Here is a 23025-nt window from a genome sequence, read left to right as displayed (position 1 = left end):
AAAATCAATACCGCTGTAAAGGGTTGATTATAGGCGTATACAAACGTTTACGCTGATATATTGTGATTAATAAAATATAATACAATCGATTGCAATTTCAAATTATTTACTACCTTCCCTTAAAATTACAGAACTCTCATGAAGCGAATCTCCGTTAAACTTAGCGCACTATGCACCATGGTCATTATGGCAGGCGCTGCGAATGCTCAGGTATTTAAGGATCCCACCAAATCTGTCAATGAGCGGGTGAATGATTTTATTTCCAGACTCACCTTAAAGGAAAAAGTGGATCAGTTGATGAACAGTACACCGGCTATTCCAAGACTGGGTGTACCGGCTTATAACTGGTGGAATGAGGCGCTGCACGGCCTGGGCCGTTCCAGTGTGGCGACCGTTTTTCCTCAGGCGATTGGTGAGGCCGCTACCTTTGATCCCGTCCTGTTAAAAAAGATTTCCGGGGCCATCGGCAAGGAGGCGCGTGCCCAGTTTAATATTGACCGTAAAAACGGCTATGAGATTCATTACGGAGGTCTTTCTTTCTGGACCCCTAATATTAATATATTCAGAGATCCCAGATGGGGACGGGGACAGGAGACCTATGGGGAGGACCCTTATTTAACCTCCCAGATGGGCGTAGCCTTTGTAGAAGGGCTGCAGGGCAGTGATCCGACCCATCTGTTGGCAGCTGCCTGTGCCAAACATTATGCGGTGCACAGCGGCCCTGAAAAACTGCGTCATGAATTTGACGCCAAGGTCAGTTTGCAGGATATGCAGCAGACTTATTTTCCGGCCTTTCATGCGCTGGCCAGAGCGGGCGTGGAATCCTTTATGTCCGCTTATAACCGCGTCAACGGGGAGGCCTGCAGCGCCAGCGATTTTTTAATAGATACCGTCCTTAGGGGCTGGTGGGGCTTTAAGGGACATATCGTTTCTGACTGTGACGCCGTAGAGGATATTTATACCGGTCATAAACTGGTAAAAACCGCTGCCGAGGCGGCGGCGCTGGCCATCAATAAAGGGCTGGACCTGAACTGCGGATCGACTTATTTTGCCTTAGTGGATGCGATTAAACAAGGACTGACTTCAGAGGCTAAGGTAGACAGCGCCCTGGCCTCCGTTACCAGAACAAGAATTAAACTGGGTTTACTGGATCCTGCCGGCAGCAACCCTTATGATAAAATCGGACCGGATGAGCTGAACAGCGATCAGCACCGTCAGCTGGCACGTCAGGCAGCCGTTGAATCCGTTGTCTTATTAAAAAACAAAGACCAGGCCCTGCCGCTTAAAAATAACCTTAAGAAATATTATATCACCGGACCCAACGCGACGAATATGGAAGCGCTGATGGGTAACTATTACGGGGTCAATAATCAGATGAGCACCATCCTGGAAGGGATTGCCGGTCAGATAGCCAAAGGCAGTCAGCTGCAATACAGAAAAGGCATCCTGCTGGACCGTCCCAATGATAACCCGATTGACTGGACCACCTCCGATGCGCAGCAGGCAGAGGCTATCTTTGTGGTCCTGGGCATAGACGGTACCCTGGAAGGGGAAGAAGGGGAGGCCATCGCCTCCAAACATTTTGGAGACCGTCTGGATTATAACATTCCTCAAAACCAGGTGGATTTTTTACAGAAGCTCAGAAAAGGATATAAAGGTAAGATTGTAACGATTGTAACCGGTGGCAGCCCCATGAATTTAAAGCAGGTGGATTCCCTCTCTGACGCCCTTTTGATGGTCTGGTACCCGGGAGAAGAAGGCGGCAATGCAGTGGCGGATATCATCTTTGGAAAAGTCTCTCCTTCCGGCAAACTGCCGGTGACTTTCCCGATGTCTTTAGATGATCTGCCTGCCTATGAGGATTATAGCATGACCGGCCGCACCTACCGGTATATGGATAAAACACCGATGTTCCCTTTTGGATTCGGATTAAGCTATGCGGATTTTTCCTATCAGGGGATCAAGGCCGATCATGGCACCCTTAAAAATAACCAGGACCGGATTAAAGTAAGCGTGGATCTTAAAAATAGCAGTAAGGTGGCCGGTGACGAAGTGGTGCAGTTATATGTATCCGTACCGCAGCAGTCTTATCAGACGCCTAAATATGCGCTTAAAAGTTTTAAAAGAGTGCATCTGGCAGCAGGCGGCGATGAAAAGCTGGATTTTAGTCTGACAGCAAGGGATCTGGAGGTCTATGACGGGGCAGGTAAACGGGTATTGCCCAAAGGCACTTATAAAGTATATGTAGGCGGCAGCTCTCCCCTGGAGCGCAGCCGGCAGCTGGGTGCGCCTGAGATGGCCGTCTTAAATATTGAAGTGCGTTAAGGCCGGTCAACAGTAACAAAAAAGAAATCAATCCATAAACATGCATCTATCAGCAAGGGTTATAATGGCTACGGGGATAAGCCTGGTGCTTGGCCTTGCCAGCTGCGGCGGGAGTGCTCAAAGCGGTAAGGGGCGTCAGGACAGCGGGCTGTCCGGTTCCGGGCTGGCAGCGCCGCAGCCGGGACTAAAGGATTATTACAAGGATTATTTTCCGGTCGGCGTCGCCGTTAACAGCCGTAATATTAAAGGCCCCGAGGCCGCACTTATATTAAAGGAATATAACAGCGTTACCCCGGAAAATGACATGAAAATGGGGCCGGTACACCCCGCAGCAGATCAGTATAATTTTGCCCCTGTGGATAGCATCGTTGCCTTTGCCCGCAGGCACGGTTTAAAGGTAAGAGGACATAATCTCTGCTGGCATGAACAGACGCCGGACTGGCTTTTTAAGGATGCCGGAGGCGGCGAGGTCGCTAAAAGCGTCCTGCTTTCCAGATTAAGGGATCATATCCGGACCGTGGTTAGCCGTTATAAGAAGGATGTATACTGCTGGGACGTTGTCAACGAAGCGATCAGCGATGACTCCACGGAGCTGCTCAGAAAAAGCCCCTGGCTTAAAATTATCGGACCTTCCTTTATAGACAGTGCCTTCTGGTATGCCCACCGGGCGGACCCCAAAGCGGAGCTTTATTATAACGACTATAATGTCGTTTTTCCGGAGAAAGCCAAAAGGATCTATACCCTGCTCAAAGGCTTAAAGCAAAGAGGCGTGCCTATTACCGGCATCGGTATCCAGGCGCACTGGTCGGTCTACCAGCCAACAGAGCAGCAGCTGCGCTCCACACTGGATCTGTTTAAAAGCCTGGGGCTGAAAATTCAGATTACGGAACTGGACGTTTCTGTATTCCCATGGGAGAAAAATAAAAGAGCGCTCCTGCCCAAAGATCAGATCCGCTACCAGGGTCAGGTGGAAGACCGGCAGACGGCTTTTTATAAAATGATTTTTAAAGTCTTCAGGGACTATAAAGGGGTGATTTCAGGGGTTACTTTCTGGAACGTATCGGATAGGGATACCTGGCTGAATTATTATCCGGTAGAAGGCCGTAAAAACTATCCCTTATTATTTGACAGTGCGCTAAAGAGAAAACCCGCCTATCAGGCGGTAACGGATTTTAAGGGGGCCGGGGCAACCGCTCCCTAAAAAAGAGAAATTTTAATAGTATTCCGGCCTTGTTACGGGCCCGGGGTCCGCATCCGCGCTCCACATCCGGGCATGCAGTCCGGTAGGAACAGGACCGGTGGCATAATTTATTCTAAAATTATTGTAAAGTCAAACGTTTATTATGAGAGCAGCGTTCAGGCGGTTATGGACTTCCGGCAGCGTCCTTAGGGACAGCCTTGCAGGGCAATTACTGGCAGTAATGATCATTTTTGCAGGCGGTTTTTGTTTGACGGCGGCGCCTTTACAGGCGCAGACGCAGATAATCGGTTTTGCACCGGGCGCTGCGGCGAGTGCTTTAAAAACTGGTACGCAGGCAGACCAGAAGCAGGATACTGCGTCTTATCTACTGGCCGCCAGGGACCGGGCGGCGACTATTTTGATTTCAGGTGACGATTATAAAGGCGTGGCCATTGCAGCCGGTAATCTCTCGGCTGATTTTAAGCGGGTGACAGGAACGGCGGCAAGGGTAATACCGGACGGTGCGACTGCGACGCAGCCCCTTGACATGGCCATCCTGGCCGGTACGATAGGTCATAATGCGCTTATTGACGCTTTAATTCAAAAGGGAAAGATACAGGTGGATGAGGTAGCCGGAAAGTGGGAATCCACGCTGATGCAGGTGGTGGATAATCCGGTGCCCGGCGTTAAAAGGGCGCTGGTCATAGCCGGCAGTGATAAAAGAGGCACCATCTACGGCATTTATGAGATCTCCAGACAAATAGGGGTCTCTGCCTGGTATTACTGGGGGGATGTGCCGACCCGGCACCGGGATCAGATTTATTGCCTGAACCAAAGAACAGTGCTGGCCTCTCCCAAAGTAAAATACCGGGGCATATTCTTAAATGATGAAGCACCGGCGCTCTCCGGCTGGGTCCATGAAAAGTTTGGCGGCTTTAATCATCAGTTCTATACGAAAGTATTTGAACTGCTGCTCAGACTGAAAGCCAATTACCTGTGGCCGGCCATGTGGGGCAATGCTTTTAATGACGATGATACGCTCAATCCCCGGCTGGCAGATCAGTATGGAATCGTAATGGGGACCTCCCATCATGAACCGATGCTGCGCGCTCAACAGGAGTGGAAAAGATATGGCAAAGGCGAGTGGAACTATCAGACCAACCAAAAGGTGCTGGATGATTTCTGGGAAAAAGGCATTGAGCATATGGGTACGCATGAGAGCATCGTAACGGTCGGCATGCGGGGTGATGGAGATATGCCGATGACCGAAGGCAGCAATATCGCCTTACTGGAAAAAATCATAAAGGACCAAAGAAGCATTTTGTCCAGGGTGACCGGTAAACCGGCCAGCGAGACGCCGCAGCTCTGGGCGCTATATAAAGAGGTACAGGAGTACTACGACAAAGGCATGCGGGTGCCGGATGATATTACCCTGCTGCTCTGTGATGACAACTGGGGCAATCTTAGAAAACTGCCGAAGCTGGACGCGCCGTACCGGCCGGGAGGCTATGGTATCTACTATCATTTTGATTATGTGGGAGACCCCAGAAACTATAAATGGATTAATACCAATACGATTGAACGAACCTGGGAGCAGATGCATCTGGCATACAGTTACGGAGTGGATAAAATATGGATTGTAAACGTCGGAGATTTAAAGCCCATGGAGTTCCCTATTTCCTTTTTTCTGGATTATGCCTATAACCCGGATAAGATATCCTATGAGGATCTGCCGGCCTATACCAAAAGCTGGGCCGCCCGGCAGTTCGGCGGTCACTACCCGGCTGAGATCGCGGATATTATTCATTTATTTACCAAATACAATGCCCGGGTAAAACCGGAGCTGCTGGATAGAAATACCTATAGTCTGGAGCACTTTGAGGAGTGGAACCGGGTGGTGACGGATTACACCAGCCTTGCTAAAAGAAGTGAGGCCGTCTATCAGGCGCTGCCTGAAGCGTACAGGCCGGCTTATTTTGAACTGGTAGGCTATCAGGTGGCGGCAAGCGCCAATTTATACCAGCTGTACCGGGCCCAGGCGCTCAATCACCTGTATGCCCGTCAGGGCAGATCCGCCACCGGCAGATATGCAGACAGTGTCAGGTTTTATTATCTGCAGGACAGCCTGCTGAGTTATCGTTATAATAAGGTAAATGCGGGTGGCAAGTGGAACCATTTTATGGATCAGACACATATTGGCTATACATACTGGCAACAGCCGGAGCATAACAGCCTGCCGGAAGTAAAAAATATTAGCTTACCAGAAAAACCGCTGCTGGGCATTGCAGCACCTGATACTTTATACCTGGACAGATGGACCGCAGAAAAAGAGCTGGCGGGGAAGATCAGCGTATTTGCTAAGTCCGCTACTCCGGTCAGCTATCAGATTAAAACGGCTGATCCGGCGGTGATCATAATAGAAAATAAAAAAAGTCAGCTGGACCTCGCGCAGGCAGGGGTGGATATCTCCTTTCAGGTCAACTGGGATCAGCTGGGAGGCGACCATTCAGCTGGCCAGCTGAGAACGACCTCTATGGAGATTTCGGGTAGCGGGGGTGCTTATAAAAAAATAGTCCTGCAGTTACATGATGGAGCTGCCGGTAACTGGCCGCATAAGGCCTATATCGAATCGGATCATTTGGTGAGTATGGACGCACTTGGTTTTACGGGGGACTCCGTAAAATTCAGCCAGGGTGTGCGCTGGACGGCGCTGCCCGGTTTTGGGAAAACGGCCGGCGCCGTGACGCCCATGCCGGTCAACTTTACGCCCATGCCTTTCAGCCCGCAAAACCCGAGTATCAGTTACCGGTTCTATACGACGGATAAAGGCAAGGCCAGCCTGAAGTTTTATCTGGCGCCCACGCTCAATCTCTGGCATACGGAAGGCCTTGAGTTTGCCTACGCCATAGATGATGGCAGCCCGGTTACCATCAATATGAATCAGGGCGTTCAGTCAGAACAGGCCTGGAGAAAAGAAGTGGCCGCCACCATCAGGATCATCACCGAAAAGGTGGATCTGAGCCGTTCAGGTCTGCACACGCTTAAAATATGGGCGATTTCTCCAGGCGTGGTGCTGGAGAAAATGGAACTGAACTTTGGCAAAGAAAGACCTAGTTTTCTCGGGGCGCCGGCGTCTTATTTTCATCCTTAAAAGATATTGAGTAGCTGCAGCGGCAGCAGAAAATGTATTCCAGAACCTATCTTTATTTATTCAGCTCATGTTTAAAAAAATTCTAGGAAGTTGTCTGTTTTTAATGTCTGGCTTCTGGGCGGGTGCCCAGTTAAAACTGCCCAGGCTCTGTAGCGATGGTATGGTTTTGCAGAGCAGCCAACCGGTGCCTGTCTGGGGCTGGGCAGAGAAAGGCAGTACGGTGCATGTAAGTTTCAGGGGGAAGCAGTATCACGCCAGGGCGGGCGCAGACGGCAGGTGGCGGGTCAGCTTACCTGCTTTATCATCCGGCGGGCCGGACCAGATGCTCATTGCTTCCGGCAAACAAAAGATTCTCATAAGAGATATCCTGGTAGGACAGGTCTGGGTCTTGAGCGGCCAGTCCAATATGGAGCATGATCTGAATAGTGTGGTAGAAAAATATCCGTCCTTATTAGCCGATAGCTCCTATGAGGCGATCAGGCAGTTCAAGGTGCCGGGTACTTATAATTTTAAGCAGGAGCAAAAGGATTATCCGGCAGGCAGCTGGACCGCTGCCACCCATGAAAAGATCGGTGCATTTACGGCGGTAGGATTTTTCTTTGCCCAGCAGCTCTACCACGATACCCATCAGCCGGTGGGGATTATTAATATTTCTCTCGGCGGCTCACCAATAGAGGCCTGGCTGCCTGAATCTGCCCTTAAAAAATACCCTGAAGATGAAGCAGAACTGCTGCGTTTTAAAAACGACAGCCTGATTGCAGCGGTTGAACAGGGTGATCAAAAAAAAGCGGCTGCGTGGGCGGCCGGATTAAACCGTCAGGATAAAGGAGAGCATCAGGGCTGGCAAAGGCTGGATATTCATAGTGCGGAAGTGAACGGCTGGTTCTCCATGAGTGTGCCAGGCTACTGGGCGGATCAGGGCCTGGGTCAGGTAAACGGCGTGGTATGGCTGAAAAAATCTGTTTTACTCCGCCATCCCCTGACCGCAAAAAAAGCCAGACTCATGCTTGGCAGAATAGTGGATGCGGACTCTGTGTTTGTAAACGGCGTTTATGTCGGAAGTACGACTTATCAGTATCCCAGAAGACGGTATGATTTTAATGCAGATGTGCTGCATGAGGGCATAAATACGGTGACCATCCGTCTGGTAAGTCAGGCGGATAAGGGGGGCCTTGTGCCGGATAAACCTTATGCGCTGGTGCTGGATCAGGATACGGTAAGCCTTGCCGGACGCTGGAAGATAAAGGTAGGAGCCGCCCGGGCTCCTGCACCCGGCCAGACTTTTGTCCGGTGGAAGCCCGGCGGTTTATATAACGCCATGATGGCGCCCGCTTTCAGCTATGGGGTGAAAGGCGTTATCTGGTATCAGGGCGAATCCAATACCGATAATGCCCCGGAATATGCGCTTAAATTAAAGGATTTATTAGCTGCCCTCAGGGCCGGATGGCATAGTGAAAGTTTACCTTTTTTAGTCGTGCAACTACCCAATTTTATGACGGAGAGTTGGGACGCCGGGGCCAGCAGCGCCTGGGCGGCCTTACGTCAGGCGCAACTAAGTATTCTCTCCCAGCCCCGTACGGATGTAGCCGTTACACTCGGGCTTGGAGAGTGGAATGATGTACATCCGTATAATAAAAAGCCGGTCGGGGAGCGTCTGTTTTTACTGGCCAAAGATATGTGTTATAGCGGCGCCGGGTTAAACGGCGCTAGCTTCGTACCCCTTCATCATAGCCCGGTGGCCAGGGACGCACAGCTTTTGGGAGATAGCGTGGTTATCCACTTCAGATCGCCCCAGCCCCTGCGCATAAGACCGGGGGACAGCAGCCTGGATCATTTTGCCCTGGCCGGCGCTGACGGAAAATACTACTGGGCCCACGCTGAAATTAAAGGGGATCAGGTTTGGGTCCATAGCCCACAGGTAAAAGTTCCCAGGTCCGTTCGTTATGGCTGGAGTGATAATCCGCTCAGGGCAAACCTGGAAAATATGGCAGGACTACCGGCTGCACCTTTTGAACTAACGGTTAAAGAATAAATCTTATTTTGACAGGGACTGGTAGCCAATCTGGTAAGCATAAAGGGCTGCAGGTATAAAGTTAAGCTGCAAGTTATTGTAATGCACCGTGAGTTCTTGGTCAATCGTAGTGACGGTGGCCGTAGTTATTTTATTAAGTTCACAAAAATAAAGCAGGCTTTTTAGTTCAACTACTCTGGTTGTATACCGATTAGACCATTTAATTTCCAGACAGGACCGGGCTTTCTGCCTAAGGGGATCCAGCCGGACCAGGTCTACTTCGCCTTCCGAAGAACCTATTTTCCAGCGTGCATACCTTAAATCCTGAGTCGATTCATGCATCCATTGAGCGAACAACGCCGTTTCTACCATTAGGCCCATTTCTTCGTCCAGATAATCTATCGGAGACAGTAGAGCACTTCGTATGGAGGTATTGGTCAGGTATATTTTGAAGTAGGTGATTCTTTTAAACCTGGCTGCCTTTTCATCCACCTTATGAATGACTTTAATCAAAAATGCCGCCTGGAGATATTCTATATATTTTTTGATTGTATTTTTTTCAATGCCACTTTCCTGGGCAATTCTTTCAAGGGAAAATTCCTTGCCCGTGTTGAAGGCTATATAGGCAAAAAACCGGTTCATCTCCTGGACGTCTTTAATGCCATATAAACTGGGCAGATCTCTGAGTAATACTTTGTCAATAATATCTCCTTTGACATATTTAGCCATATTTTCCCTGACGGAGCTGGAAAAAATAACTTCCGGGTAGCCTCCATAATTGATATAGTCTAGAAATTGATGATTGAGGGCTTTAAAATTTGTCACTTTGAACAGGCCATTTTGAAAACTGATCAGATCTTCTTTTTTTCGAAGGGCTAAAAATTCCTGGAAGGTTAGAGGGGGAAGCATAAATTCCGTGAACCTTCCAGCGCCGCTTTCGGTACTCTTAATTTTTAATGCAGCAGCAGCTGAACCGGATACGATAAATTTTACCTGGGGATAACTGTCCACCATCGTTTTAAGATGCCTTTCCCAGTCCTTAAGGTATTGTATCTCATCAAAAAAAACATATACCTGACCGTTTTGAAGGCCTCCGGCTTTCTTTGCCAATTGAAATAAATCGTCCAGACGAGTGGTGGTGTAAATAGGATTGTCTATGCCAACAAATAGAATATTTTTAGCGGGTGTTCCCTGGCTGAGCAAATCTCCGATTGCCTGATACATTAAAACCGTCTTCCCAACCCGGCGCGGACCCATTAAAACAATGGCCCTTTTTAGGTCAATATTTTGAATTATTGGCATAAACTGCTTGAAATATAATCTTTTAGGCAGTCTTTGCAACTGCTCATCGATTGCAGATGTCTGCCACCAGGGATTCTCAAATTGTAAGCGCTGGATTATTTTTTCTGTAGGAATAGTGTTTGAATAAGGCATGATATTCTTTAATTTATATTTAAATATAAAATAAGTGAAATTTAGTTGCCTTATTTTATATTTATATCAAAAATAAGAAAAATTGATCAATTTTTCTTATTTATTATTAATGAATAATCACTCCTCCGGTTATTCAGGAAAAACGCATCACTACTGCTGACATCATGGGCGGGTACCTCATGAACTGATATTGATAAAATGGCAGCATTTTATTTATTTGATTATTTCCAGGCAAACTTTAAATCTCAGAAATCAAAATTGTGTTTCCACTTTTGGGTCCATGATGCTGTTATCGCTGCCTAAAGATCTTTCCGGTACCCATCTTTTTTATCCATGTAATGCGACTTGAAAAAAGGGGACAGCCGTTATTGCAGGCGACCCCGGATTTTGTGTATGATTGAGTCCTGCCCTATGTTTTCTATCACCGTTTGGGTTTTGCTGTTTTTCTGACAGAAGATTCTCTTAGGATAATTTCTGTCGGAATCACGATGGTATGGTCTTTAACGTTTTTATTCTTACGACGTAATTTGATTTGTTCAATTAAGGTCTTGGCCGCCATTTCTCCCATTAAAAACCCCGGATAATCAATGGTAGAGAGCTTAGGCGTTATCAGATCACTCAGCATATCGTTATTAAAGCCAAAAACGGCAATATCTTCCGGGATCCTGAGCCCTTTATTATGCAGGATTTCCATACAGACCGCTGCGGCAAAGTCGCTGGGGATAAAAAAAGCATCCGGCTGATGTTCCAGCATTTCTGTAACGGCCTGGGTCGTTTCAGCCTTGTTCAGGCCGCAGACCTTGACCAGCTCCTTATTTAATTTAATTTTATGGTCCTTTAAGGCCTTCTGGTAACCTTTATAGCGATCCATATATACGTTCAGATCCAGATCTCCGGTGATATGGGCAATTTTCTTACAACCCTGGCCGATTAAATGGTTGGTTGCGTCATAACCGCCCTGGAAATTATCGATGACGACTTTTGTGCATTCCGCTCCCTGTAAAACACGGTCAAAGAAGACCAGGGGAACTTCCCGGTCGAACACGGGGGCAAAATGCTCGATGTCGTGAGAGTGCATGGCCAGCGATACAATAATGCCATCCACTCTTTTATTAATCAGATTCTTCACATTCGCTTTTTCCCGCTCAGCGGTTTCTGCAGAGTGGGTAATCAGAATATCGAAATTTTCCGGGGTGGTCACTTTTTCAATACCAGCAAGGACGGAGGTGGCAAAATAACTGTTGACCTCGTGCAGGATAACACCTATGGTCTTTGTTTGTTGCTTTCTTAAGTTGGCAGCCAAGGTGTTATGTCGATAGCCCAGTTCTTTGGCAAGCTGGTGGACCTTTTCTCTGGTCTTTTTATTTATTCTGGGATTGTCATTTAAAGCCCTGCTGACAGTGGTAGCAGAGACGCCCAGGCGCTCTGCGATATCATAAATGGTTATTTCTTTTTGCATAGTTCTTACAAATTTATCGGAAAATTTTAAAAAAAAATTGCAATCGATTGCAATTTATAAAAAAATAATACTACTTTAGCTGTGACAACTTCCCAAAAATGAAGAAAGTTGACAGGAGTGGTTTGCTGGGGAAGTTATTTTTTAATCATCTAATATAGTGTATGCTTTTACTGGGAATTGATTTAGGGACTTCTTCTATAAAAGTCTCCGTGGTAGATGCCGATACCCGAAAGGTGGTAGCTGCCACTTCCTATCCTTCTGATACAGAACGTGAGATCCAGTCGCCGCGCCACGGGTGGGCGGAACAGGATCCGGAGCTCTGGTGGAGTGATGTTCAAAATGGGATTAAAGCGGTAATCGACGGGGGCGGGTTTGATCCCTTATCCATTGCGGCCATCGGGATTACTTATCAGATGCACGGACTGGTCCTGGTGGATAAAGCAGGCAAGGTACTGCGCCCCTCTATCATCTGGTGTGACGGCAGAGCGACAGAAGTAGGCGGTCAGGCAAGAAAAAAACTGAGTGACAGTTATTTACTGACTAATATGCTCAATTTTCCCGGAAACTTTACCGCCTCTAAATTAGGCTGGGTTAAAGCACATGAACCGGAAATCTATCATCAGAGTTATAAAATGATGCTGCCGGGCGATTTTATTGCCTTTAAGCTGTCGGGTAAGATTACGGCCAGCCCTTCCATGCTTTCTGAAGGTGTTTTCTGGGATTTTAAAAAAGAAGATATATCAGAAGCCTTATTGGAAGCAATGGAACTGGACAGGGATTTACTGCCGGCCGTTCAACCTGTTTTCTCCGATCACGGCAGGCTTAATGAGGCAACCGGGGAAGCGCTGGGCTTAAAGCCGGGCATCCCGATTACCTATAAGGCCGGCGATCAGCCTAATAATGCATTATCGCTGGGGGTGCTGGAACCTGGAGAAATAGCGACTACGGCAGGTACCAGCGGTGTTATCTATGCGGTCACTGACCAGCGTTATTTTGATCCCCTGAGCCGCGTAAACACTTTTGCTCATGTTAACCATGCAAAAGATCATCGCAGGCTGGGTATATTATTATGTATTAATGGTACCGGTATCAGCAACCGTTGGATTAAACAGATGACGGATCCGGGCCTTTCCTACGGGCAGATGGACCAAAAGGCGCTGGCTACAGCCGTCGGAGCGGATGGGTTACTGTTTTTGCCTTTCGGGAACGGAGCAGAAAGAATATTATGTAATCATTATCTGGGGGCCCATCTGGAAAATATTGATTTTAATACCCATGACCGCGCTCATTTATACAGGGCAGTACATGAAGGGATTGCTTTTTCTTTCAGGTATGGACTGGATATCATGAAAGAAGGGGGTACCCAGGCCCGGGTGGTAAAGGCCGGCAAAGCCAATATGTTCTTAAACCAGACCTTTATCCAGGCTTTTGTAAATGTAACAGGACTTACCCTTGAACTCTATAATACGGATGGCAGCATCGGCGCCGCACTGGGCGCCGGTATCGGACAGGGGTATTATGACAAACCGGCCACTGCCTTTGAGGCGTTGGAAAAACTGGCCGTAATAGAACCCGATCCGGCATTAGTGGCTCAATATGAAACCATTTATCAACAGTGGAAGAGCCTGCTGGACAACAAACTTGAAAAAAACAACATTATTCATTCATAAAAAAAATCAAAGTAGATATGTCAATTATTACCGGGGACAAAGCGTTCTTTAAAGGTATCGGCCAGGTTCAGTTCGAAGGCCGCGAATCAAAAAATCCACTGGCATTCAGATGGTATGAAGCAGACAGAGTGGTAGCAGGCAAACCCATGAAAGACTGGTTACGTTTTGCCTGTGCTTACTGGCACTCTTTTAACGGAGACGGTTCCGATCCTTTTGGCGGCAGAACCCATTTTTTCCCATGGGATCAGAGCGCAGACCCCTTGCAGCGGGCTAAGGATAAAATGGACGCGGCCTTTGAATTTATGACAAAGATCAACCTGCCGTTTTACTGTTTTCACGATGTGGACCTGATTGAACATACGAATGATATTCAGGAAAATGAGAAACGCATGAGTTTCATTACGGACTATGCCAAACAAAAACAGGCTGCCAGCGGCATTGAACTGCTCTGGGGTACGGCTAATCTGTTCTCTCATGTACGTTACATGAACGGGGCAGCGACCAATCCTGATTTTCACGTGCTGACGCACGGCGCTGCACAGGTGAAAGCGGCCTTGGACGCTACCATTAAGCTGGGCGGTTCCAACTATGTATTCTGGGGCGGCAGAGAAGGGTACATGAGTCTTTTAAATACCGATATGAAAAGAGAACAGGAACATCTGGCGAAGTTCCTGCATGTCGCTAAGGACTACGGCAGAGCCCAGGGCTTCACCGGCACTTTCTTAATCGAACCAAAACCCTGTGAACCTACCAAACATCAATATGATTATGACGCAGCCACCGTTATTGGCTTCTTAGAGCATTTTGGTCTGCAAAATGACTTTAAGCTGAATCTGGAAGTGAACCATGCCACACTTGCCGGCCATACGTTCCAGCATGAAGTGCAGGTGGCCGCACAGGCGGGATTATTAGGTTCCATGGACGCCAACAGAGGAGATTATCAAAACGGCTGGGATACCGATCAGTTCCCGACCAGTGTCAATGAGCTGGCAGAAACCATGCTGATCTTACTGGAAGCCGGTGGTCTTAATAAAGGCGGAATCAACTTTGACGCAAAAATCAGAAGAAACTCTACGGATCCCGAGGATCTGTTCTATGCGCATATCGGTGGCATGGACACTTTTGCCAGAGCGCTTATTGTGGCCGACGCAGTTTTACAGCAGTCTGATTACAAAAAACTTCGTCAGCAGCGCTATCAGTCCTTTGACAGTGGTGCGGGCGCGGATTTTGAAGCAGGCAAACTGGATCTGGTGGCCCTGCGAGATTATGCGGTAGCCAATGGTGAACCGGCCATGATCAGCGGCAAACAGGAATTATACGAGAACATCATTAATCAATATATCTAATCCGGGATTGCTAAAAGCTTCGCTTTAATCATCCTACAACCAAACGCTAAAACCATCACATATGGCTTTTATAAATACCGGCGGATCCGCCGATACAGGATTACAACAGGGCAACAAGTTATACTTAGTGCTTTTAACCCTGGTAGCCACTTTTGGGGGGCTCTTATTCGGGTATGATACCGCAGTGGTGAACGGGGCAGAAAAATCCCTGGTGGATTTTTATATTACACCCATGCTGGATCCTGCTCATTACCAGACGCTGACTCGTCCCATCATTACGCAGTACCGGATACTGATGGTGGTGGTCCTTTTGGTGGTAGCCGTTATCATCTCCTTCCAGATGCTTAAACTGCTGGGCCGTAAAAAAGGCGGACTGTTTACTGCCATTGTTTTAATCCTTTGGGGGGTCTGGAGCTGGTCTTTTATCGGGGAAGCGGTACCTGCGGACAGCGTCGCTGTCCAGGGAATGGGAGACACGATTAAAGGTTTTGTGATTGCCAGTGCGCTGGTGGGATGTATTGTAGGCGGCGCTTTAGCAGGCGTGGTATCCAAAAGTCTGGGACGGAAAAACGGCCTGTTTATATCGGCCATTTGTTTTATCCTCTCGGCTATCGGTGCCTGGAGGCCTGAGTTGTTCAATGTCTTTGGCACCCTGGATGTATTCTCTTTTGTGATATACAGAATTATCGGAGGAATCGGCGTGGGACTGGCTTCCATGATTTCTCCGATGTATATCGCAGAGATTGCCCCGGCTAGGACCAGAGGTAAACTGGTTTCTTTTAACCAGTTTGCCATTATCTTCGGTATGCTGGTGATTTATTTTGTCAATTACAGGATCGCTGCCCAGGGAGATGAAGCCTGGCTGAAGGAAATCGGCTGGCGTTGGATGTTTTTGTCCGGAGTCGTGCCTGCCGGCCTGTTTTTTATCCTGCTGTTTTTTATCCCGGAAACACCGCGTTTTCTGGCATTAAAAGGCAAAGAGCAAGAGGCTTTAAAAGTCCTGGAAAAAATTGGCGGTAAGTCAGAGGCGCCGGGTGTGCTGGAAGCGATAAAGGGAACTTTAAAAGATCATAGCCGTCCCTGGCTTTCTTACGGATCGCTGATTATTGTAATCGGTATCCTGCTATCCGTATTCCAGCAGTTTGTGGGCATTAACGTGGTGCTTTACTATGCGGGTAATATCTTCAGAAATATGGGCGCTTCCACCGACGCTTCTTTACTTCAAACCATTATCGTAGGGATCGTCAATCTGCTGTTTACGGTACTGGCCATATTCACGGTGGATAAATTCGGGCGTAAGCCGCTGATGATTATCGGATCCTTGGGCATGGCTGTCAGTATGATTGCCCTGGGGCTTTCTTTTTATTTTGACAGCGTGGGCGTGGGGGCCTTGATTTTTATGCTGATCTATACCGCCGCCTTTGCCATGAGCTGGGGTCCGGTATGCTGGGTACTGCTGGCAGAGATATTCCCTAATTCAATCAGAGGAGCGATGTCTATAGCAGTAGCAGTACAGTGGATTGCTAACTGGGTGGTGTCCTTTACCTTCCCCATGATGAACGATAATATCGCCTTAGTAGATAAATTTCACCATGGCTTTGCCTATTGGGTATATGGCATCATGTCTGTTTTATCCGCCATCTTTATCTGGCGACTGGTTCCGGAAACCAAAGGACGCAGTCTGGAAGAAATTGAACTGTTCTGGAAAAAGAAACATTAAGGTACTGAACGGACTTATCCGCATCCGGATAAGTCCATCCGGATAAAATCTATCCATACTTACTTATAAAGGCTTGCGGCCAGGTTAAACGAACTGTCAGAACAGTTGGGTATAGCCGGCCTGCAAGCCTTTTTTTGACCACATATTTTAATTAGGAGACTTTGACGTATGATAACCCCAAAATGTCCATCCATCCATATAGCGCGCCAGGTTATGCAGACTGCAATGGATACTGATGTTAAAAGCAACTTTTATCCACCGCTTTTTTTTAGACGGATGGTCTGTGCTTTATTACTCTGCCTTTTATCGGCAGCGGCGCACGCACAAAATGATCCGGGTCAAAGCCCCAGACAAAGAATATTAATCGATCAGGGCTGGCGTTTCATGCGCTATCCCGGTCAGGACAGTTTGGGGCAGGATCAGGAGCCGGATTCCCTTTATTATGATAAGCGTCCTCAGGTAACCGATCATAATGATCAGAAAGTAGCCGATACAAGAGCAGATATTACCGGAAAAACCGGCGGCGTTGGCGGGGTTAAATCCTGGATACTTCCTACGGCCAACAAATTTATTAAAGATACTGCTGATTGGTACCCCCACCCGGTGGGTAAAAGTCCCGGTCAGGACTTTGCTTTCGTGCAGGCAGATTTTAATGACGGCCATTGGCAAAAGGTGAATCTGCCTCATGACTGGGCCATAGACAAGGAATTTTATAAGGGAGATCCGGTGCCGGTAGGCGGCGGCATGGGCCGGCTGCCGGTACAGGGCGTGGCCTGGTACAGAAAAAAGCTGAACATTCCCGCTGCGGATAAAGGCAAACGTATTTTTTTAGACATGGATGGCGCCATGAGTTACGCCGAAGTGTGGCTTAACGGGCATCTGGTAGGTGGCTGGCCTTACGGATACAGCTCATTCAGATTAGATCTGACTGCTTTTGTACATCCGGGCGGCATGAATCAGCTGGCGATCCGGCTCGATAATCCGGCAAGTAGTTCCAGGTGGTATCCCGGCGCCGGTATTTACAGAAATGTCTGGCTGGTAAAAGTAAACCCGGTCCATATCGATCAGTACGGAACATATGTTACCACTCAGGAGGTCTCCGCTAACAAAGCCCTGGTCCGTCTGGAAGTGAAGCTAAATAACCAGTCCGGCAATACGGCGGACCTGCGTGTTGTCTCCTCTGTTTACGCCCTGGATGAAAAAGGCAACGTAACAGGCGAGCCTCTGGCCGGATTTACGCCTGTGGAGCTCCGGCTGGCAAAGGGCAAGGCGGCGACCGCCCTGGCGACCGCTCAGCTGAATAACCCCAGGCTCTGGCAGCCGGTCGGTTTTACAAAAGATATCAACCGGTATCAGGCCAGCCGCTACGAGATACGCTCCCTTGTATATAATCAGAAGGGGCAGCTGCTCGATGAATACCAGACAAAGTTCGGCATCCGGGATATTCAATATGACGCAAACAGAGGGCTTATTGTTAACGGCCATAAAGTAAGGATTCAGGGGGTAAATCAACATCATGATCTCGGAGCGCTTGGCGCAGCTTTTAACCGGTCAGCCGCACTCAGGCAACTGGAGATCTTAAAGGAAATGGGCTGCAACGCCATCCGGTTCTCTCATAATCCTCCCGATCCGCAGCTGCTGGACCTTACAGATAGCATGGGACTGCTGGTTATCGATGAGATCAATGACTGTTGGCAAAAAGGGAAGAACCCACTGGATTTTCATCTGATTTTTGACGACTGGTATGAAGCCCTCCTTAGATCCTTTGTGCGCAGAGACCGCAATCATCCGTCCATTATGCAGTGGAGTTTTGGCAATGAGGTAGGGGAACAGTATACGGACAGCGCCGGAGCGGCGCTGGCTAAAAGGCTTCATGATATTGTCCATGAAGAAGATCCGACAAGACCTGCTTCCGCCTCGATGAACTATGCCAGACCGCTCATGCCTTTTGGCCGGGTCATGGATGTGCTGAATCTAAATTATCAGGGAGAGGGTATCAGAGATGCGCCTGCCTATGCAGGGCTGCAGGGTATTCATACCTCACCCTTATATGACAGCTTTCATCACCAGTTTGCGGATAAGATGATCATCAGCAGTGAATCTGCCTCCACCTTAAGCACGAGAGGCACCTATGTATTCCCGGTAACAAAATATAACAGTGCACCCGCCAGTGACACTTCAGGCGGAGATCCCAGGAATTTATGGGTGAGTGATTACGGGTTGTATACGGCGGCCTTTGGGGCTTCTCCCGATAAAGTCTTTGCCGCTCAGGATCAGCATCCTTTTGTAGCCGGTGAATTTGTCTGGTCGGGTTTTGATTACCTGGGAGAACCCACGCCGTATTACGCGGCAAAAGGATCCTATTCAGGCATCATTGATCTGGCCGGATTTAAAAAGGACCGTTATTATTTATACCAGGCCAGATGGCGTCCTGATTATCCCATGGCACATATACTGCCCAGCTGGACCCTGCCCGGAAGAGAAGGAATAGTCACGCCTGTCCATGTATTTAGTTCAGGGGATGAAGCTGAACTGTTTATAAACGGTATATCCCAGGGTAAACGATATAAAACGCCTTATACCTACAGGTTCAGATGGGACAGTGCTGTATATGAGCCGGGGAATATTAAAGTGGTCACCTATAAAAATGGAAAATTATGGGCCACCGAGTCATTAAATACGGCAGGCGCTCCGGCGGCCATCCGGCTTACAGCAAATACCGATACGATTCATCTGGCAGAAAGATCCCTGGCTTTTATCAAGGCAGAAGTCATCGATGATAAAGGAAACCTGGTGCCGGATGCGCAAAATAGTATTCACTTTACCATTCGGGCAGTGGAGGCAGACACTGATGCAAATGCACGCCAGGTCAAGATATGGGCGACGGATAACGGCGATCCGGCTGACCTTCACTGCTTCGCCTCCGATAACCGGAAAGCTTTTAGTGGCAAGGCGCTTTGTATTGTCGGACCATCATCCACAAATAAAGAAAATAAATTAGCGAATGATAGAGATTCATATAAAGTAGAAAGAGCGATTATTTATATCGATGCTGAATGTGAGGGGCTTAAAAGTGCCCGGCTTCCGATTTATATAAATCAGTAATTATTTAATTCCATACACCGTATAACCCCTTTAGAATACTTTTATTTATAAAAGTATTCTAAAGGGGTTTCTATTACGCGAGGAATTATAATAAATTCTTCGGCTGTTGAGATATTACTTCATTTTCTGGCAATTTTTGTGTAACATATGAATTAAGTATATAAATTGTAATTAACACATTTTGATTGCTAAGCCTGTTAATGTTTAATTTAGTCTATTAATAATAATTGTGTCTTATCGACAATTATGAAATCGATTTCTTAAATAAAGATAAAAATTTTTTCAAAAAAAATTGTGCAATCGAATGCAATTTTAATTAATTAACATTACATTTGTTTACGGTTAAATTGTATAATTTACAATTTACATTGTGTTTTAACAGAAAATCCCCTCATTATAAACTATAAAATTACATCACAATGGAACCTTTTGAAAAGAACACATCTTAGAACTTATCACAAAAAATGATTTTACAGGGTTAAATGATTTTCAAATTATTAAAGGGTATTAAAAACAAAATCAAATGATGAATTATTTAAGAAGCTTTAGGGGAATAAGCTTTGTTGTGATGCTGATTGTTCTCCAATTGGGATTATTAAGAAATCCCGTCTATTCGCAGGATCAACCTTTTAAAATATCTGGAACTATATATAATGAAAGCGATATAACAGTACCAGGTGTCTCTGTTTTAGTTAAAGGGACAAACCATGGTGTTGTGTCGGATGAAAATGGGAAATTCTCTTTGTTAGTGCATAAAGGGGACACCTTGGGCATAAATTCATTGGGATTTGTCAGCCAGGAAGTTGCAGTGAATAATAGTAAGGACCTTTCTGTTAAATTAGTTCCAACAGAGACCAATACAATGGAACAGGTGGTTGTGATCGGTTATGGAAAACAAAAAAAAGTAGACCTGACATCTGCAATTACTACCGTTGACCCCAAAAAGATGACAAAGGTTCCTGGAGGGTTTTCAGCTGTATTACAAAGTGATGCACCAGGCGTACAGATAAATGATGGCCGGATCCGTATCAGAGGTGTAGGATCTATTAATAATACGGATCCACTGTTTGTAGTAGACGGAATGATAGGAGGAGCAATGCCTGATGAAAATAATATTGCCAGTATACAAATTCTAAAGGATGCCGCATCTTGTGCCATTTATGGGTCAAGAGGCGCGAATGGAGTCGTACTTATTACAACAAAAAAAGGTGTATCCGGACCTACTAGAATTGAATACAATGGTTATGCGGGCGTTAAGAAAATTTCACACAATATAAAGATGTTAAATGGTCAACAGTTGGCCGAGTTGATCAATGAGGAAATGTATAATCAGGATCCGACGAGAACGGATTATTTGAAAGCCCTCTCAAATCCACCCGAAATTGGTGAAGGTTATAACATGCAAGATGCTTTATTGCGTACTGGAAGTTATCAGCACCATGCGTTATCTATCAGCGGTGGTTCACAAATGGCTCATTTCAGGTTAAACGGAACCTTTGGAAATGATAATCCAATAATCATCAAAGACAAATCGAAGGATTATAGTTTACAGTTTCTTTCCGATTTCACCCTTGGAAATTTACAAGTCGGCGAAAATTTTAAGATCAGTTATAATTCAAGAAACTGGAGTAATAAGAATTTAATTGACGCACAAAAATGGTCCTCTACTTTGCCATTGTATGATTCCAGTAATCCAACAGGTTTTGCAGGTGCTGGAAATGGTACAGATGTCGCAAGTGCTTTGGCGAATGCCTATTTGAATGCTAATGAATCCGAAGATTTTGGTGTTAATGGTAATGTATGGCTAACCTATGAATTTATTCCTGGGTTGAAATATAAATTTAATCTGGGCGTAGATGTTTACAGAGGCAGAAACCAAGGCTATATATCTGCGTATTCAGTCGGGCAATACCAAAATCATGATCCGGATGAGTTAAATATTTCAATGAGTCAGAGTAATCGAGTTTTATATGAACATACGCTTTCCTATGATCATCGTTATGGAAAGCATGATATCAGTGCTGTAGCGGGTATTACCTCAGAAGAATCAAATTCAAAAGGGCTAAATGGAGGCGTTAGGGCATTGCCGAGTTCGGATTTGTTGATTCTGGGTCTAACACAGGATGCTAGTTCAAAGGTTGTGGGGTCCTCAATAAGTCAGTTTGCGATGTACTCCATGCTGGGCAGAATTAACTATAATTACGATAGTAGGTATTTGCTTACTTTAAACTTCAGAAGGGACGGTTCTGGCAATTTTAGTGAAAACAACCGATATGGAAATTTCCCATCCGTTTCTGCGGGTTGGAGAATTGGACAAGAAAAGTTCATGAAAAAACTTTCATTTATAAATGACATGAAGATACGTGGAAGCTACGGTGTTTTGGGTAACTCCGATATTCCACAGTATCAATACCAAAATACTGTAACGTTTGATCATGTTTGGTATTATCTTAATGGCGTAAAGGTTACAGGAGCCTTACCGACAAACCCTTCTAATCCGGATGTCAAATGGGAATCTCAATATTCCACAGATTTAGGCCTTGATTTGTCTATGTTCAATAACAGCCTAGAAATGACTATTGATTATTATAATAAGAAAACTGAAGATATGTTGGTAAATGTCCCCATATCTTATACTGCTGGTTATCTTGATAAATTCCCCACGTTAAATTCAGGCAGCATAAGGAACAAAGGGTTTGAATTTTTAGTGACTTATAAAAATTCAGTAGGCAATCTTAATTATTCTGTATCAGCTAACCTTTCAACAGTGAAGAATAAAGTTTTAGCATTGGGAAACAATAATGAGATCCTTGCTGGAACAGTAAGCCCTGGTGGCGAAAATGTTACAAGAACAGCAGTCGGATCATCCATTGGAGAGTTTTGGGGATATGTTACGGATGGCCTATATAAATCAGACGATCAGCTGACTGCAGATAAGGCATTTGCGCCAAATGCTGCTTTAGGGGACGTTCGTTTTAAGGATCTAAATAAAGATGGCGTATTGAATGAAGAAGACAAAGCCTTTATTGGAAGTCCTATACCTGATTTTAGTTATGGGTTTAATTTAAGCCTTTCCTATAATACTAATTTCGGGTCTTTTGATCTGTCCACAATGTGGCAAGGAACCCAAGGCAATGAGATCTACAATAATGGTAAATATTGGGGTGAAGGTATGTACCATTATTATAATGACTATGCTACCGTTCTCAATAGATACCGTGCAGAAGAGATCACTTTTGTGAATCCTGTTTCGGGGGTGACAACAATTTATCCAAAGAATGTAAACACTAATATTCCAAGAGCTATTTTGGGTGATCCAAATCATAATCTTCGTGCTTCTGATCGATTTATCGAAGACGGTTCATATTTGCGACTTAAATCGCTGACCATTGGGTATCAGTTGCCAGAAAAGGTTACAAAAAAATTGAAAATCAATAGCTTGAGATTCTATATTGGAGGTAAAAACCTGCTGACATTTACGAAGTACACAGGTTATGATCCAGAAGTTGGTGCGGATAATACAAGTTATAACCTCTATAGAGGTATAGATGAGTTAACCCCATGGGGATTGACTTTCCCTAATAATAAAGAATTGTTCTTTGGAGCGCAATTAACTTTTTAGTT

At 46.1% G+C, this 23025-nt stretch carries 11 protein-coding genes; 9 read left to right on the top strand and 2 right to left on the bottom strand.

The window, feature by feature from the left end; translation table 11 throughout:
* Positions 1-138: 138 nt before the first annotated feature.
* From BLU80_RS00110 to BLU80_RS00095, 4 genes are all read left to right on the top strand, one after another.
* On the top strand, positions 139-2325 hold the full coding sequence (locus BLU80_RS00110; RefSeq protein WP_211481695.1) for a glycoside hydrolase family 3 C-terminal domain-containing protein: 2187 nt from the start codon (positions 139-141) through the stop codon (positions 2323-2325).
* A 40-nt stretch (positions 2326-2365) separates the two neighbouring features.
* Positions 2366-3526, top strand: coding sequence for an endo-1,4-beta-xylanase (locus tag BLU80_RS00105; protein WP_244518626.1), 1161 nt, complete (start codon positions 2366-2368; stop codon positions 3524-3526).
* Between the two features lie 142 nt (positions 3527-3668).
* Positions 3669-6656 carry a glycosyl hydrolase 115 family protein gene (locus BLU80_RS00100; RefSeq protein ID WP_170831085.1) on the top strand — a complete coding sequence of 996 codons (2988 nt, stop codon included), beginning with the start codon at positions 3669-3671 and terminating at the stop codon, positions 6654-6656.
* Positions 6657-6723: 67 nt separating this feature from the next.
* Positions 6724-8688, top strand: a complete 1965-nt coding sequence (locus tag BLU80_RS00095) for a sialate O-acetylesterase (RefSeq protein ID WP_091391906.1) — start codon at positions 6724-6726, stop codon at positions 8686-8688.
* Between the two features lie 3 nt (positions 8689-8691).
* On the opposite strand, the gene BLU80_RS00090 is transcribed toward BLU80_RS00095, so the two are convergent.
* Both BLU80_RS00090 and BLU80_RS00085 read right to left on the bottom strand, forming a co-directional pair.
* The gene (locus BLU80_RS00090) at positions 8692-10101 is read right to left on the bottom strand and encodes an ATP-binding protein (protein ID WP_091391903.1); all 1410 of its coding nucleotides are present in this window, start codon (positions 10099-10101) and stop codon (positions 8692-8694) included.
* A 421-nt stretch (positions 10102-10522) separates the two neighbouring features.
* Entirely contained in the window at positions 10523-11560 is a 1038-nt protein-coding gene (locus tag BLU80_RS00085) for a LacI family DNA-binding transcriptional regulator (RefSeq protein ID WP_091391900.1), read from the bottom strand.
* Between the two features lie 161 nt (positions 11561-11721).
* Between BLU80_RS00085 and BLU80_RS00080 the strand changes: the two genes are divergently transcribed.
* The 5 genes from BLU80_RS00080 to BLU80_RS00060 all read left to right on the top strand — a co-directional run bounded on the left by BLU80_RS00080 (position 11722) and on the right by BLU80_RS00060 (position 23023).
* The gene (locus BLU80_RS00080; RefSeq protein WP_091391897.1) at positions 11722-13230 is read left to right on the top strand and encodes a xylulokinase; all 1509 of its coding nucleotides are present in this window, start codon (positions 11722-11724) and stop codon (positions 13228-13230) included.
* Between the two features lie 17 nt (positions 13231-13247).
* Entirely contained in the window at positions 13248-14576 is a 1329-nt protein-coding gene (gene xylA / locus BLU80_RS00075; protein WP_091391895.1) for a xylose isomerase, read from the top strand.
* A gap of 61 nt (positions 14577-14637) precedes the next feature.
* Complete coding sequence (xylE, locus tag BLU80_RS00070; RefSeq protein WP_091391892.1) at positions 14638-16296, top strand: D-xylose transporter XylE; 1659 nt, start codon at positions 14638-14640, stop codon at positions 16294-16296.
* A gap of 168 nt (positions 16297-16464) precedes the next feature.
* Complete coding sequence (gene galB / locus BLU80_RS00065; RefSeq protein ID WP_244518623.1) at positions 16465-19401, top strand: beta-galactosidase GalB; 2937 nt, start codon at positions 16465-16467, stop codon at positions 19399-19401.
* Between the two features lie 523 nt (positions 19402-19924).
* On the top strand, positions 19925-23023 hold the full coding sequence (locus BLU80_RS00060) for a SusC/RagA family TonB-linked outer membrane protein (RefSeq protein ID WP_091391888.1): 3099 nt from the start codon (positions 19925-19927) through the stop codon (positions 23021-23023).
* The last annotated feature ends 2 nt before the right edge of the window (positions 23024-23025 follow it).

The sequence above is a fragment of the Arachidicoccus rhizosphaerae genome, from assembly GCF_900107765.1.
GTDB classification, from domain to species: domain Bacteria; phylum Bacteroidota; class Bacteroidia; order Chitinophagales; family Chitinophagaceae; genus Arachidicoccus; species Arachidicoccus rhizosphaerae.
This window is presented reverse-complemented; position numbering and strand designations above follow the sequence as displayed.

Excerpts from the sequence above, each read along its gene's own strand:
- BLU80_RS00095 (WP_091391906.1), top strand. The coding sequence starts at position 6,724 with ATGTTTAAAAAAATTCTAGGAAGTTGTCTGTTTTTAATGTCTGGCTTC.
- BLU80_RS00105 (WP_244518626.1), top strand. The coding sequence starts at position 2,366 with ATGCATCTATCAGCAAGGGTTATAATGGCTACGGGGATAAGCCTGGTG.
- BLU80_RS00100 (WP_170831085.1), top strand. The coding sequence starts at position 3,669 with ATGAGAGCAGCGTTCAGGCGGTTATGGACTTCCGGCAGCGTCCTTAGG.
- BLU80_RS00080 (WP_091391897.1), top strand. The coding sequence starts at position 11,722 with ATGCTTTTACTGGGAATTGATTTAGGGACTTCTTCTATAAAAGTCTCC.
- BLU80_RS00110 (WP_211481695.1), top strand. The coding sequence starts at position 139 with ATGAAGCGAATCTCCGTTAAACTTAGCGCACTATGCACCATGGTCATT.
- BLU80_RS00085 (WP_091391900.1), bottom strand. The coding sequence starts at position 11,560 with ATGCAAAAAGAAATAACCATTTATGATATCGCAGAGCGCCTGGGCGTC.
- BLU80_RS00090 (WP_091391903.1), bottom strand. The coding sequence starts at position 10,101 with ATGCCTTATTCAAACACTATTCCTACAGAAAAAATAATCCAGCGCTTA.
- xylA (WP_091391895.1), top strand. The coding sequence starts at position 13,248 with ATGTCAATTATTACCGGGGACAAAGCGTTCTTTAAAGGTATCGGCCAG.
- BLU80_RS00060 (WP_091391888.1), top strand. The coding sequence starts at position 19,925 with ATGATGAATTATTTAAGAAGCTTTAGGGGAATAAGCTTTGTTGTGATG.
- galB (WP_244518623.1), top strand. The coding sequence starts at position 16,465 with ATGATAACCCCAAAATGTCCATCCATCCATATAGCGCGCCAGGTTATG.
- xylE (WP_091391892.1), top strand. The coding sequence starts at position 14,638 with ATGGCTTTTATAAATACCGGCGGATCCGCCGATACAGGATTACAACAG.